15 protein-coding genes are annotated in these 22,332 nt (G+C 36.1%); 5 read left to right on the top strand and 10 right to left on the bottom strand.

What is annotated here, in order from left to right:
• Positions 1 to 6: 6 nt before the first annotated feature.
• The 10 genes from R1X58_RS12170 to R1X58_RS12125 form a co-directional block, all read right to left on the bottom strand.
• Positions 7 to 1,521 carry a cellulase family glycosylhydrolase gene (locus tag R1X58_RS12170; RefSeq protein ID WP_240573018.1) on the bottom strand — a complete coding sequence of 505 codons (1,515 nt, stop codon included), beginning with the start codon at positions 1,519 to 1,521 and terminating at the stop codon, positions 7 to 9.
• Between the two features lie 16 nt (positions 1,522 to 1,537).
• Complete coding sequence (locus R1X58_RS12165; protein WP_240573016.1) at positions 1,538 to 3,787, bottom strand: glycoside hydrolase family 3 C-terminal domain-containing protein; 2,250 nt, start codon at positions 3,785 to 3,787, stop codon at positions 1,538 to 1,540.
• Positions 3,788 to 3,837: 50 nt separating this feature from the next.
• On the bottom strand, positions 3,838 to 6,699 hold the full coding sequence (locus R1X58_RS12160; RefSeq protein WP_240573081.1) for a TIM-barrel domain-containing protein: 2,862 nt from the start codon (positions 6,697 to 6,699) through the stop codon (positions 3,838 to 3,840).
• Positions 6,700 to 6,884: 185 nt separating this feature from the next.
• Complete coding sequence (locus tag R1X58_RS12155) at positions 6,885 to 8,816, bottom strand: hypothetical protein (RefSeq protein WP_240573015.1); 1,932 nt, start codon at positions 8,814 to 8,816, stop codon at positions 6,885 to 6,887.
• Positions 8,817 to 8,840: 24 nt separating this feature from the next.
• Positions 8,841 to 10,427 carry a RagB/SusD family nutrient uptake outer membrane protein gene (locus tag R1X58_RS12150; RefSeq protein WP_240573013.1) on the bottom strand — a complete coding sequence of 529 codons (1,587 nt, stop codon included), beginning with the start codon at positions 10,425 to 10,427 and terminating at the stop codon, positions 8,841 to 8,843.
• A 13-nt stretch (positions 10,428 to 10,440) separates the two neighbouring features.
• Positions 10,441 to 13,872, bottom strand: coding sequence for a SusC/RagA family TonB-linked outer membrane protein (locus R1X58_RS12145; protein ID WP_240573012.1), 3,432 nt, complete (start codon positions 13,870 to 13,872; stop codon positions 10,441 to 10,443).
• Between the two features lie 103 nt (positions 13,873 to 13,975).
• A complete protein-coding gene (locus R1X58_RS12140; RefSeq protein ID WP_240573011.1) occupies positions 13,976 to 15,136 on the bottom strand; it encodes a FecR family protein in 1,161 nt (386 codons plus the stop codon).
• Between the two features lie 147 nt (positions 15,137 to 15,283).
• Positions 15,284 to 15,853, bottom strand: a complete 570-nt coding sequence (locus tag R1X58_RS12135) for an RNA polymerase sigma factor (protein WP_240573010.1) — start codon at positions 15,851 to 15,853, stop codon at positions 15,284 to 15,286.
• A gap of 232 nt (positions 15,854 to 16,085) precedes the next feature.
• Positions 16,086 to 17,096, bottom strand: coding sequence for an LLM class flavin-dependent oxidoreductase (locus tag R1X58_RS12130; RefSeq protein WP_240573009.1), 1,011 nt, complete (start codon positions 17,094 to 17,096; stop codon positions 16,086 to 16,088).
• 94 nt (positions 17,097 to 17,190) lie between these two features.
• The gene (locus R1X58_RS12125; RefSeq protein ID WP_240573007.1) at positions 17,191 to 17,571 is read right to left on the bottom strand and encodes a winged helix-turn-helix transcriptional regulator; all 381 of its coding nucleotides are present in this window, start codon (positions 17,569 to 17,571) and stop codon (positions 17,191 to 17,193) included.
• Between the two features lie 160 nt (positions 17,572 to 17,731).
• Here R1X58_RS12125 and R1X58_RS12120 point away from each other — a divergent pair, with 160 nt between their 5' ends.
• The 5 genes from R1X58_RS12120 to R1X58_RS12100 all read left to right on the top strand — a co-directional run bounded on the left by R1X58_RS12120 (position 17,732) and on the right by R1X58_RS12100 (position 22,237).
• Entirely contained in the window at positions 17,732 to 18,574 is an 843-nt protein-coding gene (locus tag R1X58_RS12120) for an SDR family oxidoreductase (protein WP_240573005.1), read from the top strand.
• A 90-nt stretch (positions 18,575 to 18,664) separates the two neighbouring features.
• Positions 18,665 to 19,498 (top strand): helix-turn-helix domain-containing protein, encoded by an 834-nt coding sequence (locus R1X58_RS12115; protein ID WP_240573003.1) that lies wholly within the window; start codon positions 18,665 to 18,667, stop codon positions 19,496 to 19,498.
• 93 nt (positions 19,499 to 19,591) lie between these two features.
• Positions 19,592 to 20,122 (top strand): YceI family protein, encoded by a 531-nt coding sequence (locus R1X58_RS12110; RefSeq protein ID WP_240573002.1) that lies wholly within the window; start codon positions 19,592 to 19,594, stop codon positions 20,120 to 20,122.
• A 73-nt stretch (positions 20,123 to 20,195) separates the two neighbouring features.
• The gene (gene ygiD, locus R1X58_RS12105; protein WP_449500950.1) at positions 20,196 to 21,026 is read left to right on the top strand and encodes a 4,5-DOPA-extradiol-dioxygenase; all 831 of its coding nucleotides are present in this window, start codon (positions 20,196 to 20,198) and stop codon (positions 21,024 to 21,026) included.
• A gap of 41 nt (positions 21,027 to 21,067) precedes the next feature.
• A complete protein-coding gene (locus R1X58_RS12100) occupies positions 21,068 to 22,237 on the top strand; it encodes an MFS transporter (RefSeq protein WP_240572999.1) in 1,170 nt (389 codons plus the stop codon).
• Positions 22,238 to 22,332: the final 95 nt, after the last annotated feature.

The following is a 22,332-nucleotide window of genomic DNA, read 5'->3' as shown; positions in this document are numbered from 1 at the left end:
AAGCTATTAATTTAACCCATTGATTAAAGCATCTAAGGCCTGTTGATCATAAACCGTATTATTAGATCTGTTGAATAAAGCCGAAGAATGATTCCCCATATTTCCGGCATCCCAATAAAAAGGCAGCAAACCATTGGCTTTGGCCTGTTGCACCACCGATTTTAAGTAATACGCTCTGGAATTAAGATGCAACTGTAAATTTTCGCCTGATAAATTCTCTCGTTTAATAGCTGCAAACTCTCCTAAAACAACAGGAATGCCTTTATCTACAAATTGAGATTTCATGAGTTTAAAATAATTTTGCAAAGCAGCTTCTTCCCCCCAATTGGCATTTCTGGAATTGTCGGTGGCAGAATGGTAGTTTGTTCCCCAGTAATAAAACATTTTTCCCCAGGTAGCATCTTCAGTCATTAAGGCAAATTGATAAGGTGTGTAGTAATGTACTTCGACCATTAAGCGGTTCTCGACAGCATCAACAGGTAAACTAGTCATTAACGTATTTGTTTTTTCTACATCGGTTGAAGGCCCTTGAACCACCAAGGTTCGATAAGCATTTTTACCTCCTGTAGAACGCACTGCATCAATAAAAGTCTGGTGATAACTGTTTAAAACAGCCATTTGCCCTTCATCTTCTGCGTTAGGTTCGTTAGCACTTGCAAACAATAAACGTTCGTCAAAATCTCTTAATTGAATAGCTATCTGCTCCCAAAACGCCTTTTGTTTGGCATTTACGTTTCTCTTACTGGTTTCATTAACATTGTTTTCCAGCCAACCGCCATCCCAATGAATATTTAAAATGACATGCATATCGTTATCTATACAATACTGCACCACCTCTTTTACGCGATTTAACCAGCTCTCCTTTAGTTTTGCATTATCCGCATCTTCTAAATACTGGTTCCATGAACAGGGAATTCTAATGGCATTAAACCCATTTGCTTTAACCGTGGAAATTAATTCTTTAGTGACCATAGGGTTACCCCAGGCTGTTTCTCCTCCTATAGCCTCCAAAGTGTTTCCAATATTCCAACCTAATGAAATTTTTGCTGCTATTTCCTGAGCTGTACTGGACATACCAGTGGCATCAGCAGGAATAGGATTTAAATTATAATCCGGATAAATACCATTACTTGAAAATGCTCCTTTTTGATTCACTGCAATTTTTACAGCTGAAATACCATTGGCATTAACCGTTATTATTGCAGAGCGTGCAGCTATACTTGAATTATTTTCAGTAGAAATAGTTACCGTTGATACGCCTGAACTTCCGGTTGTTTTATCTAATGACAACCAACTGGTTCCTGAGGTACTAATAACCCAGGAATCTATATTCGTATCGATAGATAACTCAAAATAACCTTCTGTATTTTCAAAATCAATTTCACTAACATTAACTACTAATGTTTTTTCTACAGGTTTTTCTTCGACTACCTCAACAGGGTCGTTATCGCTACTACATGACCAAATTCCTATAAGAAATAAAGCCATAAAACTTTGTAAAATATAATTTTTAGATTTCATAACTTAAACTATTAACCTAATCTTTTACCTCTATAATTACTTCGGCCTCAATATTTCTGGAAGAATTTCCTAACTTAATTACATACTCTCCTGGTTCAATCAACCAACTCTTTTTAACCTCATTATAATAGGCTAATTCTTTAACTGGAAGCTTAATGGATACTTGCTGAACTTCTCCCGATTTTACAAAGACCTTTTTAAAACCTTTTAGTTCTTTGGCGGCTTTATCAACATAAGATTCAGGGTCGCTAACATATAACTGAGCGACCTCTTTACCTTCAAAATCACCGGTATTTTTAACGTTGAAAGAAACTTGAATCACCTCATCTGATTTATATGCTGACTTATTGGTTTTTAAATCTGAAAACTCAAATTTAGTGTATGATAACCCATAACCAAAAGGATATAATGGCTCTACATTTTTGGTATCGAACCAACGATAACCAACCAGAATACCTTCGGTATAATTAACCGATTCGTCACCAGGAAAACTGTGTGTGGCATGTGCTGGTGAGTCTTCAAGATTTTTAGGCATGGTCCAAGGTAATTTACCCGATGGATTTACGGTTCCTAAAATCACATCGGCGAGAGCATTTCCACCTTCCGATCCGTTGAACCAGCTCCAGATTAGCGCTGATGATTTTTGACTGACATTTTGAATATCGAAAGGTGCTCCGGCAATCATAACCACTATGGTATTAGGGTTTACTTCAAGAACTTTTTCTATAAGTTCTTCCTGTCCGAATGGTAATTGTAAACTTGCTCTGTCTGATGCTTCTGTTTCATAATCTCTGTTTGATCCGGCGAAAATAATGGCCACATCAGAGCTTTTAGCGGCCTTTATAGCCTCTTCTAACATATCAGGTTCCAGCTTATCAATAGTTACAGGCCCATTAAGTGTAATATCGCCTAGTTTTGCCTTCTCATCGTTAGAATAACGCTCTAAATACCCCTCGGCATAATTAATGGTTACCGATTCTGGTAATCGGTTTTGTAATCCTTCAAGAGGTGTGACTTCACGTTTGGTTTTCACACCAGCTCCAAATCCGCCCAAAGCATTTTTCTTTTTAGCATTGTTACCAATAACCGCAATACTTTTAACACCGTCTAGTTTTATTGGCAATTGATTGTTCTCATTTTTAAGCAACACTACCGATTCGGCTGCTATTTTGTATGCATCTTGAAAATGATCTTCTGTATTGATACTTCCTTTTGCACGACCTACATCGTCTATACTTTTTAAACTAAACATGAGTTGTAAAATACGTTTTACATGTACATCGACATCGGCTTCGGCTATAATACCCGATTTCACTTTCTCAATTAATGCATCGGCGTAAAAGAATTCGTTAAAGGGCTTAGGTGTGCCCATTTCAACATCTAATCCGTTTTCTATAGATTTTTTAGTATCATGAACTGCTGCCCAATCGGAAATAACAATGCCTTTAAAACCCCATTCATCACGCAACACATCATTAAGCATATAGCCATTTTCACATAAATATTCACCTCTAAATTTATTATAAGCTCCCATAAAACTGTAGGCCTGTGCTTCCTGAACAGCCGCTTTAAAGGCTGGCAAATAAATTTCACGAAGTGCTCTTTCATCAATTTGAACATCGACATAATCTCTATGTGTTTCCTGGTTGTTAGCGGCATAATGTTTAACACAAACCGCTACATCGTTCTCCTGAACACCAACAATAAAAGGCACGGTTAATTTCTTGTTTAAGAACGGATCTTCGGTAAAATACTCGTAAGTTCTTCCTCCTAAAGGCGTCCTGATAATATTGATGGCAGGAGATAGTAAGACATCTTTATCCCTAGCTATAGCCTCCTCTCCTACACTGGTCCCAAACACATATGATAACTCGGTATTCCAGGTAGCAGCCAGCCCGCCACCGGCAGGGTAATAGGTTGCAAAATCGTTATCCCATCCTGCAGCCGCCCAAGAATCTCTGGAAATTTCTTCTCTTACCCCTAAAGGCCCATCTGCCATGGTTAATTCGGGAATTCCTAAACGTTCAATAGCTTTGGTTGCAAACATACTGTTACCATGTAGCATGCCCGTTTTTTCTTCAATCGTCATTAAAGCAATGAGACTATCAATTTTAGCATCGTAGGCATTGGTTATCGGCACTCCTTGGTAGGTAACCTCAACCGTTTCTTTGGGTTTTATCGGTTCCGTTTCTTTTTCATTTTGCTTACACGAAGATGCAAACAAAAACGCAGATAAAACCGTCATGTAAATTACATGCTTTTTCATTTGTTATAAGTTTAAGTTAAAGCCTGAAAAGACTTTCTAAATAATTTGGTTTAGTTGTTTTTTAATGAAATAATCTGAGATTCTCCATTATATTTAACCGTTATTCCCTGAGGATCGAACTGAAAAGGTTTGGGTTCTTCTTGACTCACCGGAACAACAATAAATATTCTGTTTTTCAGGACACCTTCAAAAGTTCCCTGTCTTTCACCTATGGTTAAAGTTTCTTCTGTATCATTATAGCTAAATGAAATGGTTGCATACGCGTCCTTTTCATAATTATAATTCACACCTTCATCTTCGTATAATTCAAATTGTCCGTCTTTACCTTTGTAAACAAACAACGTCATGGTTTCTGCAGGTTTTTCATCGGTATACTGAATCTCCGGCCCCACAGGAATTATCGCGCCTTCAGGAATAAATAAAGGAATTTGCTCGTAAGGAGCTTCAATATTTAGATGTTGACCTCCCTGTATATAGGCTCCCGAATAAAAATCGTACCAATTGCTTGTTTTAGGAAAATATACCTGTCTGTTTCTGGCTTCGTATTGGTATATAGGGCAAACCATTATGGAAGGCCCAAACATGAACTGATCGCTAATATTTTGAACCTTACTATCATTTTGATAATCCATTACCAAAGGGCGCATAATGGTATAATCGTCGAAATAGGTCTTTCCCGCCAAACTATAGATATACGGCATGAGTCGATACCTTAAATTGGTATAATACACAATAGATTGATATGCCGGGTGACCTTTAGGAGCAATATTCCAGACTTCACGAAACGGAAATTGCCCATGCGCTCTAAATAGTGGCGTAAAAGCTCCAAATTGATACCAACGGGTATTTAACTCGCGCCACTCTTTGTAATCGGCATTTTCTTGTCCGTTTTTGTAATAATCCACCTGAGCCGCAACATATCTATCTTCAACACAAAACCCACCAATATCCATGGTCCAGTAAGGAATTCCGCTAACCGAAAAATTTAATCCTGCAGCCAGTTGCGCTTTCATATCTTCCCAACGGGTAGCAATATCGCCACTCCAGGTAGCTGTAGAGTACCGTTGTAATCCTGCAAATCCCGAACGCGTTAAAAGGAACACCCTTTTATTCGGGTTAACATCACGCTGCCCATTATAAATAGCTTCGGCATTCATTAAAGCATAAGTATTAAAATACTCGGTTGAAGGGCCTAAAGCTGTAGGACCCTGAAGTGATTTTCGATAATCCATATCTGTACAATCAAGTACATTTGGCTCGCTGGCATCCATCCACCAGGCATCAATATTTAATGGATAATAATGTTCATAAATTTGATTCCAGAACAGTTTTCTGGCTCCTGCCGAATAAGCATCGTAAAACGACCCGATATATCCCGGACCTACCCAATCGCGAATACTGTCCTTTATGGCTTGTTGGTACATCCAGCCTTTTCCATCAAATTCTTTAAAGTGTTCTGTGTTTTTATAAAATTTAGGCCAGACCGAAATCATCATCTTTCCATGCATCTTATGAATAGAATCGACCATAGCCTTTGGATCTGGAAAACGTGCTTTATCAAATTCATGACTTCCCCACTGGTCTTCTTCCCAATGGTTCCAGTCTAAAACAATATTATCGATAGGTATTTCGCGTTCTCTGAATTCTTTAAGCACTCCTAAAATTTCATCTTCAGTTTTATAACGTTCACGACTTTGCCAGTAGCCCATGGCCCATTTTGGCATGATAGGAGATTTTCCGGTAAGGGTTCGGTACCCTTTTATAACTTCATCCATGTTATCGCCATGAACAAAGTAATAATTTAAAGACTTGTTCATCTCACTCCACCATACCTGTTTCCCTAATTCTAATTCCGGCTGGGGTGTTCTAACACGTAATCCGCAATACGAAGTTCCTCCGTTCGGTTTCCATTCTATGCGCAATGGCACACGTTGTCCTTTATTTAATTTAAAATTGAATTTATATGCATTCGGGTTCCACGCGGTTCGCCAGCGTTCTGGCACAACCAATTCGTTATTTACAAAAACCTTTATATATCCGGCATAATAGAGAATGAATTTAAATTCGCCTGTTTCTTGAGCTTCTATATCACCTTCATAAACCACATTGGCATTTTTTAAAGGAATATCCTGTGGCAAATTCTTGATGCTTTTCTGGTCTTCAAAAAAGATTGAAGGCTCTGTTCTTACGATCTCATTCTGAATTTCTGATGCCGCATATGTTCCTGTTAATCCACCTGATTCTCCGTTTTTATCATAGAGTTTAAACACGTCGTTTAATTGTTGATAAGGACGACTATCACCAAATCGGCTTAACGAATAGCTATCCCAAAGCAGACCGTAATTTTTATTTGATACGATAAAAGGAACAGACACTTTAGTGTTGTACTGAAATAACTCTTCACTTTTATTTTTATAATTAAACTCATCAGACTGGTGCTGACCAAGCCCATAAAAAGCTTCGTCGTCTGGCGACTCAAAAATCTGACGCACGGTTTGGCCTTTTGTTCCTTCAACCTCTATAGATGTAAAGGTTTTTCCTCCTCCAGCGACTTCTGTTAAAACCACCTGATCATTTTTGTCTTTAAAACAAATACCTCCATCTATTTTTGAAACCCAAACGCTAAGTTTAGAAGTTTTCAATATAATAGAATCCTGATGTTCTTTAACAGAAAAAGGTACTGTTTCTTGATCAGGTACAATAATTAAACTGGAATCCTTTGGAAATTCATTTTCAGGTGTTGCCGAGACATGTATAAGTCTCTCTCCCAACACCTTTAATTTCATTTTTTTTACTTGTGTATCTGGATTGTTTAAACTTATAACAATACCATCTTGAACCTGATTATAATTTTTATTTTCACAAGAGTATATTATGAATAAAAGAAAAATTAATGGATATAATATTTTCATTTTTGAATATTTCATTTGGTAGCATTTACTTCAATACACTCTCTATTTTTAGCACAAAAAAAACGCAACAAAACCCTGTAAACAAACCTCATAAGATTTATTCAATTCGTTTCATGCTGTTATTAGATAAATGTATTTTTAGATTATCCGGGGATATACCAGCAGCACATCCCCGGACTTTAATTTTATGATTTAGGAACAAATACCCAGGTAATCCAGAAAGCATCTTCTCCTGATCCGGCAGGGTCTCTGTTTGCTTGTAGTAACAAAGCTCCTGGTTCAATTTTAAAAGTTCTGATTGCGGTCCAGTCTGCCACGTAATTATCACCAACAAGGCTTCCGTTTACCTCATGAGTTGCAGACCAAGGATGTAACATTTCGGCAGTTATCGTTAATTCACCTTCAGTTACACTCCAGTTTCCTGTTAACTGCACCATAGATCCCGTATCTGCCCACTGGTTAACAACCATAGTACCATCGGCATTAAACGTCATATCTCCATAATCGACGCCTACATCTCCTGCTGCATATTGATCACCAGGCATTGGATTCCAAGCCCAGGTGGCAAAATCGGAATAAATTGTAGGCCCTTGTAAAGCACCATAACTGGTTGCTACATCGTAAGTTCTATTAGAATCTAATACCCATGTGTTACTGGTTAAAATTGACTTAACCTCAGCATCTGGGTCGGTATCTCCATTATCTAAAACAAAGTGGAATACCATATATTCACTTTTACCAGATTCATCTCGTTTACCAAACCAAATATCTGTAACGACAGAACCTGTAGTGGCAGTTTTAACAATTTTCCATTGGTTTTCTGATGTGGTCCCCACAGTTGCCCATGAACTTCCAATAGGGAAATAAGGTGTTATACCTTCAAAGGAAATTATGTTGGTTGATTGATCTGTTGTATAAGTTCCAGACATTTCTGTTCCATTACTGTCTATTGTTGTTACAGTACCATCGTTAGAAAACGTAATTTTATTATTTATAACCGTTGCCTGATCCGCAGAAGTGTACCCTGGCCAACCGGCAGCTTCATAGTCAGCAGCTGTTTGCCAACCATTTAATAACGTTCCGTTTAAGTCAGTCCAGTCGAAAGGACTATCCGGGCTTAAATGCCAGGTTTTTGTGGTCGTTGTTGTAGTAGATAATAAATCGCCAACTGTACCCCCATTTAAATCAATATCCGGTGTTGGATCTGGTACATCTTCAGGTACCCAATTGTCGTTATAATTTTTAGAAATGAAATTAAATACTAATAATACGCGGCCACCACAACCATCTTTTCTAAACACCCCTAATTGCATAGTATCTTCGGTAAGCGAAAAAAGTTTAGCATCAGACCAGCTTTCAACACAATCCTGATTTCCAAAATCATGTAACATGGTCGCATCTGTAAAAGTTAAGGTGTGATTATCTTTATCTAAAAAGTAGGTTCCTTCTTCATTTGTCCCCGTTGATAAATTGTTTGTAGTTACAAAAGGACCTCCATCCAAACTAAAGGTCATGGTTCCAAAATCTTCTGCACCGTTAGGGAATAACCATTCATTACCATTCCAATCGGGATTCCAGTTCCAGCAATCTCCGCCATAACATCCTCCATCTCCACCTTCAAGCCATCCCATATCTGTACCATAAAAATACATAGGGCCTGCAAAGTACTTAGAAACCCCTTCAGCATTTAAATCTAAATACCAGGTTTTAGAATTGCCAACCCCTCCGGATAGATACGTCCATAAAGGATCGTTTACATAGTTTAAATTATCGTCGGTTACCGTTATGGTTACGGGATCTAATTCAACCAATCCTCCAGCGGTTACAGCCGTTATTTTAATGGTATAATCGCCTTTGAAAGCGTATTGAACTGTTTCCTGTTTTTTGTTAGACCGTCCTGTTCCATAATCCCAGGTAAGGGTAACCCCATCGGTAAGATTGGTCATATTTACGGTATTCCCTCCCGGATCTACTGCAAAATCCTGAGAAATTTCAAACTTAATTTCAGATTTATCGGGCAACTTACCTAAAGAGTAGGTTTCCGGATCACATGATGAAGCCAGGTAAGCAATACCTAACATCAACATTAAAGCTATAAATATTTTAATTTTTTTCATCTTTAATAATTAGTTTAGTTATTATTACCAACCTTGATTTTGTTTTAAAACACCACTAGATAGAGTTATCTGAGTATTTGGTATTTGCTGTAAACCTTTAGTCGTTTCAATATTACTTGCAGAAATGGTTTTAGTCTCTTCTACTCCACCACTTAAAAGTATTGTGGACTCTGCAATGGTTGCTGCGGCTGTACTCACACCTTGTCTTAATAAATCCCAATATCTAACGCCTTCTAAAGCAAACTCTAGATAACGTTCTTCTAAAATATTAGCCTGAGACACTGTTTTTGATACAAAATTTCCCTGATAAGCACGTTGTCTCACCTTGTCATAATAGGCCTGTGCATTACCACTTCCTAATTCGGCAGCCATTAAAAGGACATCTGCATAACGCATTACTACATAATCCTGATATTGATTAATTTGAAAATCGCTCACTCCATATTGGTTAACAGAAGACACGGTATTTCCTTCTTCGTCTACCATAGACATTGGGGTATACTTTTTATTATAGTAGCCGGTGTATTCACGCTGATTATCAATTTTATCGAAGGGAATTTCTTCATCGTCTATACTAATTATACTAGCGGATCTTCTGGTGTCGTTTTCATTGTAAGCATTCCATAATTTTGGATTTACCGTAATTCCCCAACCACTACCATAAGGCAATGAGGTAAACTCACGCATTCCGAACATAACTAACCAGTGGTTGCCATCTGTATTTCCATTATAATCACTGGTATAGGTATAACGAATTGAAAAAACAACTTCTTTGTTATCTTCACCGGCAAAGTTTTCTACAGAAGCTGCTGGCCATAGCGTTGAAAAATCGCTAACCAAATCATGACCACTTGAAGAAATAACATCTTCAAGATGAGCCAAGGCCTGAGATTTTGTAACCACGCCAACCAAATCGGTTGCGCTATAATACCCCGTGTAATATAAAAACACTCGCGCTAATAACGATTTTGCAGCCCATTTAGTGACTCTTCCCGTTTCAACCGAAGTATAGGCATCGGATGGCAAATTCTCCGCAGCAAACGATAAATCTTCGGCAATTACTGTGTATACTTCATCTGGAGTTGCCTGAGGTACGTTTTCGGTTGTTGGTTCAATGACTAAAGGAATATTTCCCCATAATCTAACCATTTCAAAATACAGGTAAGCACGAATAAATCGAACTTCAGATTCATAACCGGCACGTAGTGCATCATCGCCTTCCCAGTCGATTTGATCCATTTTTAAAAGGAATACATTGCAACGGTACAAGGCTTTATAGTAATTTATCCAGTTACTATTGTATAAATCAACGTAAGACGGCGCCCGAGTAATATCGAACTCGTCGATAGCTGCATAATTATAACCATCGGCATTTCCTGTTCCTCCAAAACAATTATCAGACATGACTTCACTTACTACAGGGATTCCTATTCCTGATGCTCCTGAAACTACCTGTAACCCGTCGTAACAGCCTACTAAAGCCGATTTGGCATCGTTTACATTTAAATAAAACGTAGTATCGGTCTGTTCTGTATAAGGCTCGGTATCTAAACTACAAGATCCTAAAGTTAAAACTCCCAAACCTAATATGTATAAAAATATATTTTTCATGTTTTCCAGTTTTTTAAAGTTTAACATTTAATCCCATCATAAAGGTTCTTGGCCTTGGGTAATACCCCACATCGACACCCGAAGAAAAGCTTTGAGTACTATCGGAAGAACCAAAACCAATTTCAGGATCCATACCGTCATACTTTGTAAAGGTGTATAAGTTTAACGCTGAAAAATAGATTCTGAATTCCTTAGCGAAGAACTTATTGCTTTGCTTAATTTTCGCTAAATCAAGACCGAAGGTTAAGTTTGTTAACCTTAAGAAATCACCATCCTGAACATATAAATCTGAAAACTGGCTAAAGTTTCTACCATCTTCTGTTACCCTAGGCATGGTGTTTGACGATCCTTCACCTGTCCATCGTTGTAAAATAGCAGAAGTATAATTTCCTAAAGCACCTGGATTCCTGTAAGATTGGACGATTTGATTTCCTGCTACGCCATTAGCGGTTAGTGAAAAATCGAAAGCCCCGTAATTTCCTGAAAAGGTAAATCCATACGTAAAATCTGGATTTGGGTCTCCAATCTCGGTTTTGTCTTCACTGTTTATAATATTATCTCCATTAACATCTGCATAAATAATATCACCTGGTGCTGCATTAGGTTGTAAACTATTATCTATCTCATCTTGATTTTGGAAAACACCTGCTGTTTTATACCCCCAGAAATATCCTAGCGGAAAACCATCCTGAGCACGGTAAAATTCCTGAGAATTGTCATAAAGTTCATTGCTTAAACCATGGATAATACCGTCGGCCGTTGGTATTTTTCCAACTTCATTTTTATTGTAGGCACCATTAGCTGCGATAGTATAATTAAAACCACCAATATGGTTTTGATAACTTAATGCCAGTTCCACCCCTGTATTTACAACATTTCCTCCGTTAATATAAGGAGCATCGGCTCCGGCAGTCGCAAGGATTGGTGCTAAAATCAACCAGTCTTTATTTGTTTTCTCATACCAGTCGAAGTTTACACTTAGATTGTTTTTGAAAAAGCGTGCATCCAAACCTATATTAAGCTGTTCAGATGTTTCCCATTTTAAATCAGGGTTTGGCAATCTATTTGGGTAAGCTCCAGGTGTTAAAACGCCTTCTTCTCCTCCAAAAATATAATTGGTATTATCTGTTTTTATAGGTGCTAAATACTGAAAAGCCCCAACATTCTGGTTACCTACCTGTCCCCAGCTTGCTCTTATCTTAAGGAAGTTTATTGCTGTTGATGTACTTAAAAAATCTTCATTTGTTACAACCCAGCCTCCTGAAATTGATGGAAAATAGCCCCATCTGTTATCAGGGTGAAAATTTGAAGATCCATCGGCTCTAAAGGTGGCGTTAAGTAGATATTTGTCTTTAAAGTTATAATTTAACCTTCCGAAATAAGACATTCGTTTATTTTCAGATTTTCCACCGCCAAGACTCATTAAAGGTGCGCCCAATTTATTAGTCGTATTATCTAACCAGGCATTGTTTAATCCGCTAAATACATTATCTACATTAGAACCACTTATATAGGTTCCGTCGTAGTTTATAGAGGAAGAACCTACCATGGTTTCAAAATGATGATTTTCTGCTACATCAAATTTGTAAGTCAACAGGTTGTCCCAAGTAAGTGATTTTCCTTTATTCATACTTTGAGAAGTTCCATTTTGTCTTCTAAAGGAATAAATCGATAATTCATATATAGGACTATAAGAATGGCCTTCACCCGCATAATAATCTAAACCTAATGTTGTTTTGAACGTTAAATTCTTTATTGGTTCAATTTGCAAATAAACATTTCCTAAAAGCTTTTGGTTATTGCTTTCATTCTGGTTGTTGTAAATCATTTCGGCATATGGATTCGACGAACCGTTTAACCAGGGATCTGTATCGTTAAAGGTATTGTAATAATTACCATCTGCGTCGTACATAGGTAACAACGGACTTACTCTAAAAGCACTTCTTAAAGCATTATTATACTGATTTCCTACACTAATACCATTTTGATTGATGTAGGCGAAACTTAAATTTTCACCAACCGTTAATATATCATTATAAAGTTTATGCTCTGAATTAAATCTGAAGTTATAACGTTCGTAATTCGATAAATCTTTACCACCAACAACACCTTCTTGCCCCAGATATGATAATGATCCCGAATACACTGAAGCTTCGGTACCTCCGGAAACTCCTAACGAATAATTTTGAGTCACGGCATTATCTACAAACATTTCATCCATCCAATTGGTTCCTTCCCCCAGAGTTGCTATTTCATCATTTGTAAAATAAGGATTTTTACCCGAATTAACTGCGGCCTCATTAAGCATTACAGCATATTCTGTGGCATTTAATAAATCTATTTTTCTTGCCACAGACTGCAAACCGTAATACTGATCGAAGGTTAGTTGAGCCGCCGAACCACGTTTTCCTTTTTTAGTAGAAACTAAGATAACCCCGTTTGATGCCTGAGACCCGTAAATGGCCGCCGAGGCCGCATCTTTTAGTACCGATATCGACTCTATATCAGAGTTATTTAAATACGATATATCTCCAGTTAAAATACCATCAACAACATAAAGCGGTGTGCTTCCTGCAGTAGAACCAACCCCTCTAATTACAACATTTAAGCTTTCTCCTGGCTGCCCTGATGTTGAGGTAATCTGTACTCCTGGAGTTTGCCCCTGCATGGCCTGAAGTGCATTAACCGTGTTCATTTTTTCTAAATTCTCTCCACTAACCTGAACACTGGCACCAGTTACTAAAGCTTTCTTTTGAACACCATAACCTATTAACACGACTTCTTCTAAAGCTGCAGTTTCTTCTTCTAAAGTAATTTTTAACATGGTTTGCCCTGAAACATTAACCTCTTTGGGCTTGAAACCAACATACGAAATTGTTAAAATGGCATTTCGGTTAGATACATCTAGTGTAAAATTACCATCAAAATCAGACTGCGTTCCATTTGTGGTTCCTTTTTCGATGATATTGGCTCCCGGCAATGGTTGTCCGTTAGTATCAATAACACTTCCTTTAAGGGTAAGATCCTGAGGTTGATTAACATCTGTCGCCACCATAGTTATTATGGGTGGTTCACTTTCTACTCTTTTTAAGAGAAAAATTTGTCGGTCTACAATATTATATGCAGTTTCTGTTTCAGCAAAAACCTGATCCAAAATAAATGCAATCGATTGTTTTTTTGCATGAATAGAAATATTCCTGGTCAGATTTACGGCATTAATTTTATAAACAAATCTAAATTCACTTGTACTTTCAATCTCATCGATTAACCGACTTACAGTTACATTATTTAACTCCAGAGATAGTTTAGTTTTTTGTGAATATGAATTATTTGCCTGAAGAGAAAAGAATACTAAAAACATCAATAATGTGCTTAGTTTCACCTTCAAATCAAATGATCTCAAAGAAGAATGATGGCTTCTTTCTTTGTTAAGAAGTTTTTTCATACTTAAATAGTTTAATGTGGTTATTAGTTTAGTTTTTCATTTCTCTCCCAAGAAATGATGGGTTTAGTTGTTGTTATGTTTTATAGCATAGGCATGGTGCGATTTATTGAATTAAAATTTTATTGTCTTTTATTTCATAGTTAATTCCGTAAGTAATTTTAAAATATTCGAGTATTTTTTCTATAGGTTCTTTTCTAAAACTGGCGTTAAACTTCTCTTCTTTTAACTCTGAATTATTATTTACTATTTCAATATTATAGTGGCGCTCCATACGTTTAAGCATGTCTTTAAAAGTTATGTTTCTAAACACCAATTCGCCATCTATCCATGCGGTATAAATACTTGTAATTACAGGCTTTTTTTCAATTTTATCCTGAGAAAATTTATTAATAGACCCCTTAAATCCAGGTTCTAAAATGGCACTATTACCTTTATCTTTTACAGCAGTTAAATAAACGGAGCCCTCTAATAACACCACATCGCTATTTACATCTTCAGGGTAACTGGACATGTTAAATTGTGTTCCTAAAACCTGAACATCTAAACCATCGGAGTTTACAATAAACGGATGCGTTTTATCTTTTGCCACATTAAAAAAAGCCTCACCTTTTAAGAATACGGTTCTCTGTTTTCCTTTTATAAATTTCACAGGGTATTTTAGTGATGTTCCTGCATTTAAATTAACAACCGTTCCGTCTGAAAGTTGAATTTCAAAACGTTTACCGTACGGTACTGTAAGCGTATTATAAACCAGTTTATCCTGATTGTTTTCATCAGTATAAACCAGCTGTGTTCCCGTTTGCGAACCAACAATTTCTCCTTTGGAATTGGTTACCGTAGAAGATCCATCTTCGTTTATAACTTTTACATCGCCATTCTCTAACTGAAGGGTTATTTTCTCGTTAGGAAAAACCAATTGCGGTTGAGAATTAAAATATCCTGTGTTATAAATAACTCCTATTCCAAGTAAAATAATAACAAGCGCAGCATACCTTAGTATCTTTTTAATTTTCAAGCGACGCTCCTTTTTGTCGCTTTCAACTAATCGCTTTTCCAGGCTATGGTATATTTTATTGGCATCAATTTTCTGATAAATAGCCAGTTTACTTTGAATATAATCGCTATTGGTAATCCTTTGGTATAATTCAAAATGTTCCTTATCGGTTAACCATTCATTTAAAATAATCTCTTCCGAATCAGATAATGTATGGGTAATCGATTTATAAATTATTTCTGCTATGTAATGTTTTTCTCTATTCTGCATTTTCAATGATTAAATAATCAAAATAACTATATCGTAAAATTTAATACTTTTTATTATGGATATACCACAATTAAGCATCGCCTTTTATTAATATGACTGTTTAAAAAGATTTTCGGGTGGAAAAAAAATGAGAAATTTTAAAAGAATTTAAAATGAAGCCAAAAACACCGCATAAAACGGGTGGTCTTTTAAATATAATTTTAATAAAGATATTGCTCTTGCCCGTTGTGATTTTACAGTATTCAGGCTAATTTTAAGATCTTCTGCTATGTCTTTATATTTTATTCCATCCAGACAGGATAACTCAAAGACCTTGCGACATTTTTCAGGAAGTGTTTCTAAAGCAGCATATAAAGCGGCGTGGGTTTCTTCTTCAACCACAAACGGGTCGTTTAATGAGACATTATCATGCTTTTTAATATCGAGACGTATCAACTTTTTCTCTTTCTTATTATAATCAACGCAGGCATTTCTAACCATGGTGTATAAATAAGATTTTAAGTTTTCTACATTATCTAATTTGGATCGCTTTTGCCAAAGTTTAAGCAAGGTGTTTTCGACAACTTCTTCAGCTGTAAACTGGTCTTGAACATAATTTAAAGCAAAAACACATAAACGTTTAAAATATATATCGAAAATAGACTTAAAAGCGCTTTTGTCTCCCTTTTTTAGAGATTTTAATAATTGGGCTTGATTAGTCACTTCTCTATTGCTCAAAATAAACTATGGATTACAATTTGGTAAAGAATAGAGTAAATATAATTGATTTTCTCTTATAAAATACTTACAAAAAAAGAAAGATAGGGAATCTTAAATTTGAATTCAGAATTGAACATGTTTTTAATCACAATTTGAGTAAAAGACCCCAATTTTCAACCCCAAAAATCTGCACAACTATTGTGAATTATAATATGTAACTAATAATTTTAGTTTACTTGTATAGATTTATCTATTTATTATTTATCTCCCGCATCACCTCAGCAAACTTTTCAACCGAATATAATCGATCGTTAATATCGTAAACATTCGTAGAAATGATTAATTCATCAGCTTGAGTTTTATTCAAAAATGAAATAACCTTTTCTTTAACCGTTTCCTTGCTTCCAACGAAACTGTATTTTATCATATTCTGAATTTGTGGATGCTGAATAATCTCCTTTAAATCTGAAGTCATCTCTGTTGGCGGATTTAAATAATCACGCTTTCCGGTAAACATGCCAATAATCATTCGTAAAGACGACGTAAATAAACGTTCGGCTTCGGCATCGGTGTCAGCAATAATGACATTAACCCCAGCAATTACATAAGGAGACTCCAAATCTACTGACGTCTTAAATTGGCTTCTGTAAATCGACAGAGCTTCCTCTAAATACGAGGTCGCAAAATGACTCGCAAAAGCATAAGGCAAACCCTTTTTTGAAGCCAGATGCGCACTATCGGTACTTGAACCTAAAATATAAATAGGCACTTCTACGCCTTCGGCGACAACGGCACGCACTTTAGCCGTATCGTTTTGCTTAGAAAACAACAGTTGAATTTGCTCGACATCATTTGGAAACGAATGTGAAGCCTGTAAAAAATCAGATTTTATAGCTAATGCGGTATCTCTGTCGGTCCCCGGAGCTCTTCCTAAACCTAAGTCTATTCGGTTAGGGAACAAATTTCCTAGAGTTCCAAATTGTTCAGCCACCACTAAAGGCGAATGATTTGGCAACATAACACCGCCAGACCCCACACGTATAGTTTTTGTTTTCTCGGCAATATGACCTATTAACACCGTAGGTGCATTGCTTCCAACGGCCAACATATTATGATGTTCTGCAAACCAAATGCGTGTATAACCTTCAAATTCGGCTTTCTGAGCTAAAGAAACAGCATTTGCATAAGTTTGTTGAACGGATTGGCCTTTAGAAATGAGAGCCAATTCTAATATTGAATAAGCTGTTTGTTTAGATTTCATATAATGTATTGTGTTCTATTTATTCGGATGATTATCCGAGGCAAAGTTCCTAAAAAATTAAACCAATTAAGCCATAAAGTTCAGGTTTAACGAGTTACCTTCGTGTAACCAACTCGTATTCTTTGCGAGATACTTTAATATCATTAATATGATTTTCAGACCAGCTTACTAGACTATGAATATGTGGTAATAACGATTTTGCACGAGCTGTTAATTCGTATTCAACTTTTGGCGGCACCTGTGGGTAAATAGTACGTTTCACTAACCCATCTGCCTCTAAACTCTTTAACGTAACACTCAACATTTTTTGTGATATAGTAGCTATATAATGGTGTAATTCGTTAAAACGCAATACCTTCTCTTCCTCTAAAACCAATAAAACCAATAAGGTCCATTTATTCCCAATGCGATCTAATACATTTCTCACCGGACAAGCTTCAACATTACTATATTTTTTTAAAATTTCTTGATTCATAAATCCTTGATTATTATTAAAACTAACCTAAAAGCAAGTATCACACACAAACGTAACCTATTGCATATTAATATTTTACTTTTTAACTTTGACTTACTAAAAGTAAGCTAATAACTTTTATTAATCAAATATACAACAGAATTTTAAATACACAAAAATTATGAAAATAGGAATAACAGGAGCTACTGGTCAACTTGGAACCCTAGTAGTTGAACAATTAAAAAAACTAGGGTATAACGATAATCTTGTAGCCTTAGTACGCTCGACAGATAAAGCTAAATCTTTAGGCATTGAAGCCCGAGAATTCGATTACGATAACCCTGAAATTTTAGAAAAAGCACTTAACGGAATTGATCGATTGGTTTTTATTTCGGCTAACGAAATAGGTCAACGCGCCAGACAACATAAAAATGTTATTGATGCAGCAAAAAAACTAAATGTGAAGTGGATAGTTTACACCAGCCTTTTAAGAGCTGATACTTCAACATTAAACTTAGCTGGCGAACATTTAAATACTGAACAGGAACTGAAAAATTCCGGATTAAATTTCACCATTTTACGCAATGGTTGGTATACCGAAAATTATACAGCTTCAGTACCAAGTGCTATTCAAAACGGTGGATTCATAGGTAGTGCTGGCGATGGAAAAATTTCATCTGCAGCCCGATTAGATTATGCCGAAGCTTTAGCAATAGTAATTACAAACGAAGAACATAAAGGAAAAGTTTTTGAACTTGCAGGTGATGAAAGTTATTCGTTAACCGATTTGGCAGCCGAGCTATCAAAACAAACAGGAAAAACCATCCCTTATAATAATCTTCCTGAAGAGGCTTACGCTGGTATTTTATTGCAAGTTGGGTTACCAGAAGGATTAGCAAAAGGACTGGCGAGCTGGGATGTTTCTGCCTCAAAAGGTGATTTATTTGACGATAATCATCAGCTTTCTAAATTGTTAGGAAGACCTACAACCCCTTTAGCTAAATCTATAAGTGAGGTTTTATAAACGATAACCAAACGTTAAAACAAAAATGGGATTCCTAAAAAGAATCCTTTTTTTGTATATTTCTGTATCAGAAAACAAACAAATACTTTTATGAATCAACTGTTTCAAATCTTTAAGGTAGATGCTTTAGAAGCCGCTAAAATTGCTGCACAACCTGACGAACCTCACAACCATGATTTTGAAGAATTACTTATTGGTGTCGAGGGCGAATTAGAGCATTTCATAGATTTCGATTCGGTGACCATTAAAGCTCCATTTATTACGTTTATTACCAAAGGAAAAATGCATCGCGTCATCCCTAAACCTGTAAATGGCATTTGCGACATTTGGGCCATTCGATTTAAAAGCGAATTTATTCCCGAGACCACGTTTCAGCTATATTCATTATATCATAATCAGGCTAACCTAAAACTTGAAGACAATTACTGCTTTAAACGCTTGATTACCTTGAGCAATATGATTTTTGATGAAACACAACAGAAAAATCCTAATTACGGTATTATCAGGCAATTGTTAAGCGTTATTTTTACGATGATTGAAGTAGAACGCAAAAAAGAAACATCGGAAAACAACACGCTTAATAAAACTGAAAACACCACGTTTAAAAATTTCCTGAGCATACTTGAAGAAAACTATCATCGCCCGTTGGGTGTTGAATTTTATGCCGAAAAGCTTTTTATGTCCTCGAGAAACCTGAATATTATTTGCCAGAATATTATGGAGCAAAGTGTTTCGGAAATTATTGAAACCCGAAAACTTATTGAGGCGAAGAATTTACTATTATCAACAAACAAAACCGTTTCTGAAATAGCTTTCGAATTAGGCTATAACGAGGGATCATATTTTTCAAAAGTATTCAAGAAAAAATCTGGCCAATCACCTGGAGACTTCCGTGAAGAGATTCAAAACGCACTCATTTCCTAAAATTACCTAAGCACTTCCGAATAGTATAAAAAATAAAGCTTTAATAGATTTTAAATTTGTAGGACAATCATTAACCATTTAAAAACAAATATTATGTCTACAACAAAATGGGTTATCGACCCATCACACAGCGAAATAGGTTTTAAAGTAAAACATTTAATGATCTCTAATGTAAAAGGTGCTTTTACAAACTATGAAGCAACCATAGAGGGCGAAGATATTTTTTCTTCTCCTGTTACTGTAAAAATTGAAACTGCTTCCATTTCAACAAATAATGCAGACAGAGATACACACTTAAAAAGTGCCGATTTTTTCGATGTTGAAAACCATGAATTTATGACTTTTGAAAGCAAATCGTTAACTAAGGTTGACGACGACGAATATAAATTAACCGGTGTTTTAACCATAAAAGGCATTAGCAAAGATGTTGTTCTAGATGTTGAATATGGAGGAACAAATACAGATCCATGGGGCAACGAAAAGTTAGCGCTTGAAATTACAGGGAAAATTAATCGTAAAGACTGGGGGTTAAACTGGAATGCCGCTTTAGAAACGGGAGGTGTATTAGTAGCCGACGAAGTAAAAATCGCTGCTGAAGTACAGTTTACAAAACAAGTTTCATAAAGTTTATTCTTATGAAATGGATAGAAAAAAGTTTTTAAAATCATTGGCATTACTGCCATTAATAGGTTCGAGTATGACTTTGAAAGATTTAGATAAAATGACCTCTACCATGAATAATACAGGCAAAATGCCTGTATTATTCCTTGGTCATGGTAGCCCTATGAATGCTATTGAAGAAAATGAGTTTGTTAGGAATTTTAGAAAACTTGGGCAAGAACTTACAAGACCAAATGCCATTTTATGTATTTCTGCGCATTGGGAAACGCGAGGAACTTATGTAACTGCCATGCAAAATCCACCAACTATACACGATTTTGGTGGTTTTCCTCAAGCTTTATTCGATGTAGAATACCCTGCACCAGGCAGCCCTGAATTAGCACAGGAAACCAAAAACATCATTACAAAAACGGAAGTTGGTTTGGACGAAAAATGGGGACTTGATCACGGGGCTTGGAGTGTAATTAAGCACCTCTACCCTAATGCCGATATTCCTGTAATACAAATGAGTATTGATTACACACAATCTCCTAAATACCATTACGAACTTGCCAAACAAATCAATAAATTACGACATAAAGGCGTATTAATTGTTGGAAGCGGAAATATGGTGCACAATTTGCGTATGGTGGCATGGAATAAACTCAACGAAGAATATGCCTACGATTGGGCAACAGAAGCCAACGAAAAAATGAAAAGCTTCATTTTAAATAACAACCATAACAGTTTAATTAATTTTAGGTCGCAAGGTAAAGCCTTTGATTTGGCCATTCCTACGCCCGAACATTACCTTCCTCTACTCTATGCATTGGCTCTAAAAGAAGAGGATGAAAAAGTGACCTTGTTTAACGATAAACCTGTAGCCGGGTCATTAACCATGACCTCATTAAAGATTGATGCACTATAAACAATAGAACTTCTTAATTTTAAGTTTCATAAATTGGTGTTATGAAACCGACTAAAAGTATACTCCCTGTAATTGTTTTTTGCCAGTTCTTCTGCACATCCCTTTGGTTTGCCGGTAATGCCGTATTAAATGATTTGATTGAAAGTTATGATTTAAAAACTTCAGTTATCGGAGATTTAACTTCGGCTGTTCAATTCGGGTTTATAATTGGAACGCTTGCATTTGCCATCCTTACTATTTCCGATAGGTTTTCTCCTTCTAAAGTTTTTTTGGTCTGTGCCATTTTAGGAGCCAGTTTTAATTTAGGAATAACAATAGAACATAATCAGTTATGGAGCATTTTAACATTTAGATTTTTAACAGGGTTTTGTCTGGCTGGCATTTACCCCGTTGGTATGAAAATAGCAGCCGATTATTACGAAAAAGGACTTGGCAAATCCCTGGGATATTTAGTAGGAGCTTTAGTCTTAGGAACAGCACTGCCTCACTTACTAAAAGACCTAAGTTCTGTTTACCCCTGGAAGTCGGTTATAATTTCAACATCGGTATTAGCATCTATTGGAGGTATATTAATGTTTTCTCTAGTTCCTGACGGTCCTTTTAGAAAAGCAAGTCACCACTTAAATTTATCAGCCTTTTTTAGTGTGTTTAAAAATCAATCCTTCCGCTCAGCGGCTTTTGGTTATTTTGGACATATGTGGGAACTTTATGCATTTTGGACCTTTGTTCCCTTTATTTTAAAAACCTACAATGATATTCACACACATTTCAATACTAACATTCCGCTGGTTTCATTTTTCATAATTGCTGCCGGAGGCCTGTCCTGTATTTTAGGAGGTTATATATCAAAAAAAATAGGATCTAAAAAAGTAGCTTTCCTTTCGCTTTTGTTATCCTGTATATGCTGTCTTTTATCTCCCTTTTTGTTTAGTTTAAATCATCATCTATTTCTTCTTGTTATTTTATTCTGGGGTATGGTTGTTGTCTCTGATTCACCCCAATTTTCAACGTTGGTAGCTACGAATGTAGCAACAGAAATAAAAGGAACAGCCTTAACAATTGTGAACTGTATTGGTTTTGCTATTACCATCTTCAGCATTCAATTAATTACTAATCTACAAAACGAAATAAACCCCAAACATCTGTATATAGTCCTTTCTATTGGTCCTATTTTAGGCTTAATAGCTTTAACAAGGAATAAAGAAAAATAACCTAATTGAATTTATTTCATAAACCGCATGTAATCGTGAAACAAAAAAGCGGTTTAGATAACCAAACCGCTTTTAAACAACTCTTAAAATTAACT

Source organism: Aestuariibaculum lutulentum (genome assembly GCF_032926325.1).
Lineage (GTDB): Bacteria > Bacteroidota > Bacteroidia > Flavobacteriales > Flavobacteriaceae > Aestuariibaculum > Aestuariibaculum lutulentum.
Note: the sequence above shows the minus strand (reverse complement) of the source record. Positions and strands in the feature narration are given on the sequence as shown.

Bases quoted from the DNA above. Each gene is read 5' to 3' on its own strand.
- R1X58_RS12130 (WP_240573009.1), bottom strand. From the start codon at position 17,096: ATGAAATCTAAACAAACAGCTTATTCAATATTAGAATTGGCTCTCATT.
- R1X58_RS12110 (WP_240573002.1), top strand. From the start codon at position 19,592: ATGTCTACAACAAAATGGGTTATCGACCCATCACACAGCGAAATAGGT.
- R1X58_RS12170 (WP_240573018.1), bottom strand. From the start codon at position 1,521: ATGAAATCTAAAAATTATATTTTACAAAGTTTTATGGCTTTATTTCTT.
- R1X58_RS12145 (WP_240573012.1), bottom strand. From the start codon at position 13,872: ATGAAAAAACTTCTTAACAAAGAAAGAAGCCATCATTCTTCTTTGAGA.
- R1X58_RS12115 (WP_240573003.1), top strand. From the start codon at position 18,665: ATGAATCAACTGTTTCAAATCTTTAAGGTAGATGCTTTAGAAGCCGCT.
- R1X58_RS12155 (WP_240573015.1), bottom strand. From the start codon at position 8,816: ATGAAAAAAATTAAAATATTTATAGCTTTAATGTTGATGTTAGGTATT.
- R1X58_RS12125 (WP_240573007.1), bottom strand. From the start codon at position 17,571: ATGAATCAAGAAATTTTAAAAAAATATAGTAATGTTGAAGCTTGTCCG.
- R1X58_RS12120 (WP_240573005.1), top strand. From the start codon at position 17,732: ATGAAAATAGGAATAACAGGAGCTACTGGTCAACTTGGAACCCTAGTA.
- R1X58_RS12100 (WP_240572999.1), top strand. From the start codon at position 21,068: ATGAAACCGACTAAAAGTATACTCCCTGTAATTGTTTTTTGCCAGTTC.
- R1X58_RS12140 (WP_240573011.1), bottom strand. From the start codon at position 15,136: ATGCAGAATAGAGAAAAACATTACATAGCAGAAATAATTTATAAATCG.
- ygiD (WP_449500950.1), top strand. From the start codon at position 20,196: ATGACTTTGAAAGATTTAGATAAAATGACCTCTACCATGAATAATACA.
- R1X58_RS12165 (WP_240573016.1), bottom strand. From the start codon at position 3,787: ATGAAAAAGCATGTAATTTACATGACGGTTTTATCTGCGTTTTTGTTT.
- R1X58_RS12160 (WP_240573081.1), bottom strand. From the start codon at position 6,699: ATGAAAATATTATATCCATTAATTTTTCTTTTATTCATAATATACTCT.
- R1X58_RS12150 (WP_240573013.1), bottom strand. From the start codon at position 10,427: ATGAAAAATATATTTTTATACATATTAGGTTTGGGAGTTTTAACTTTA.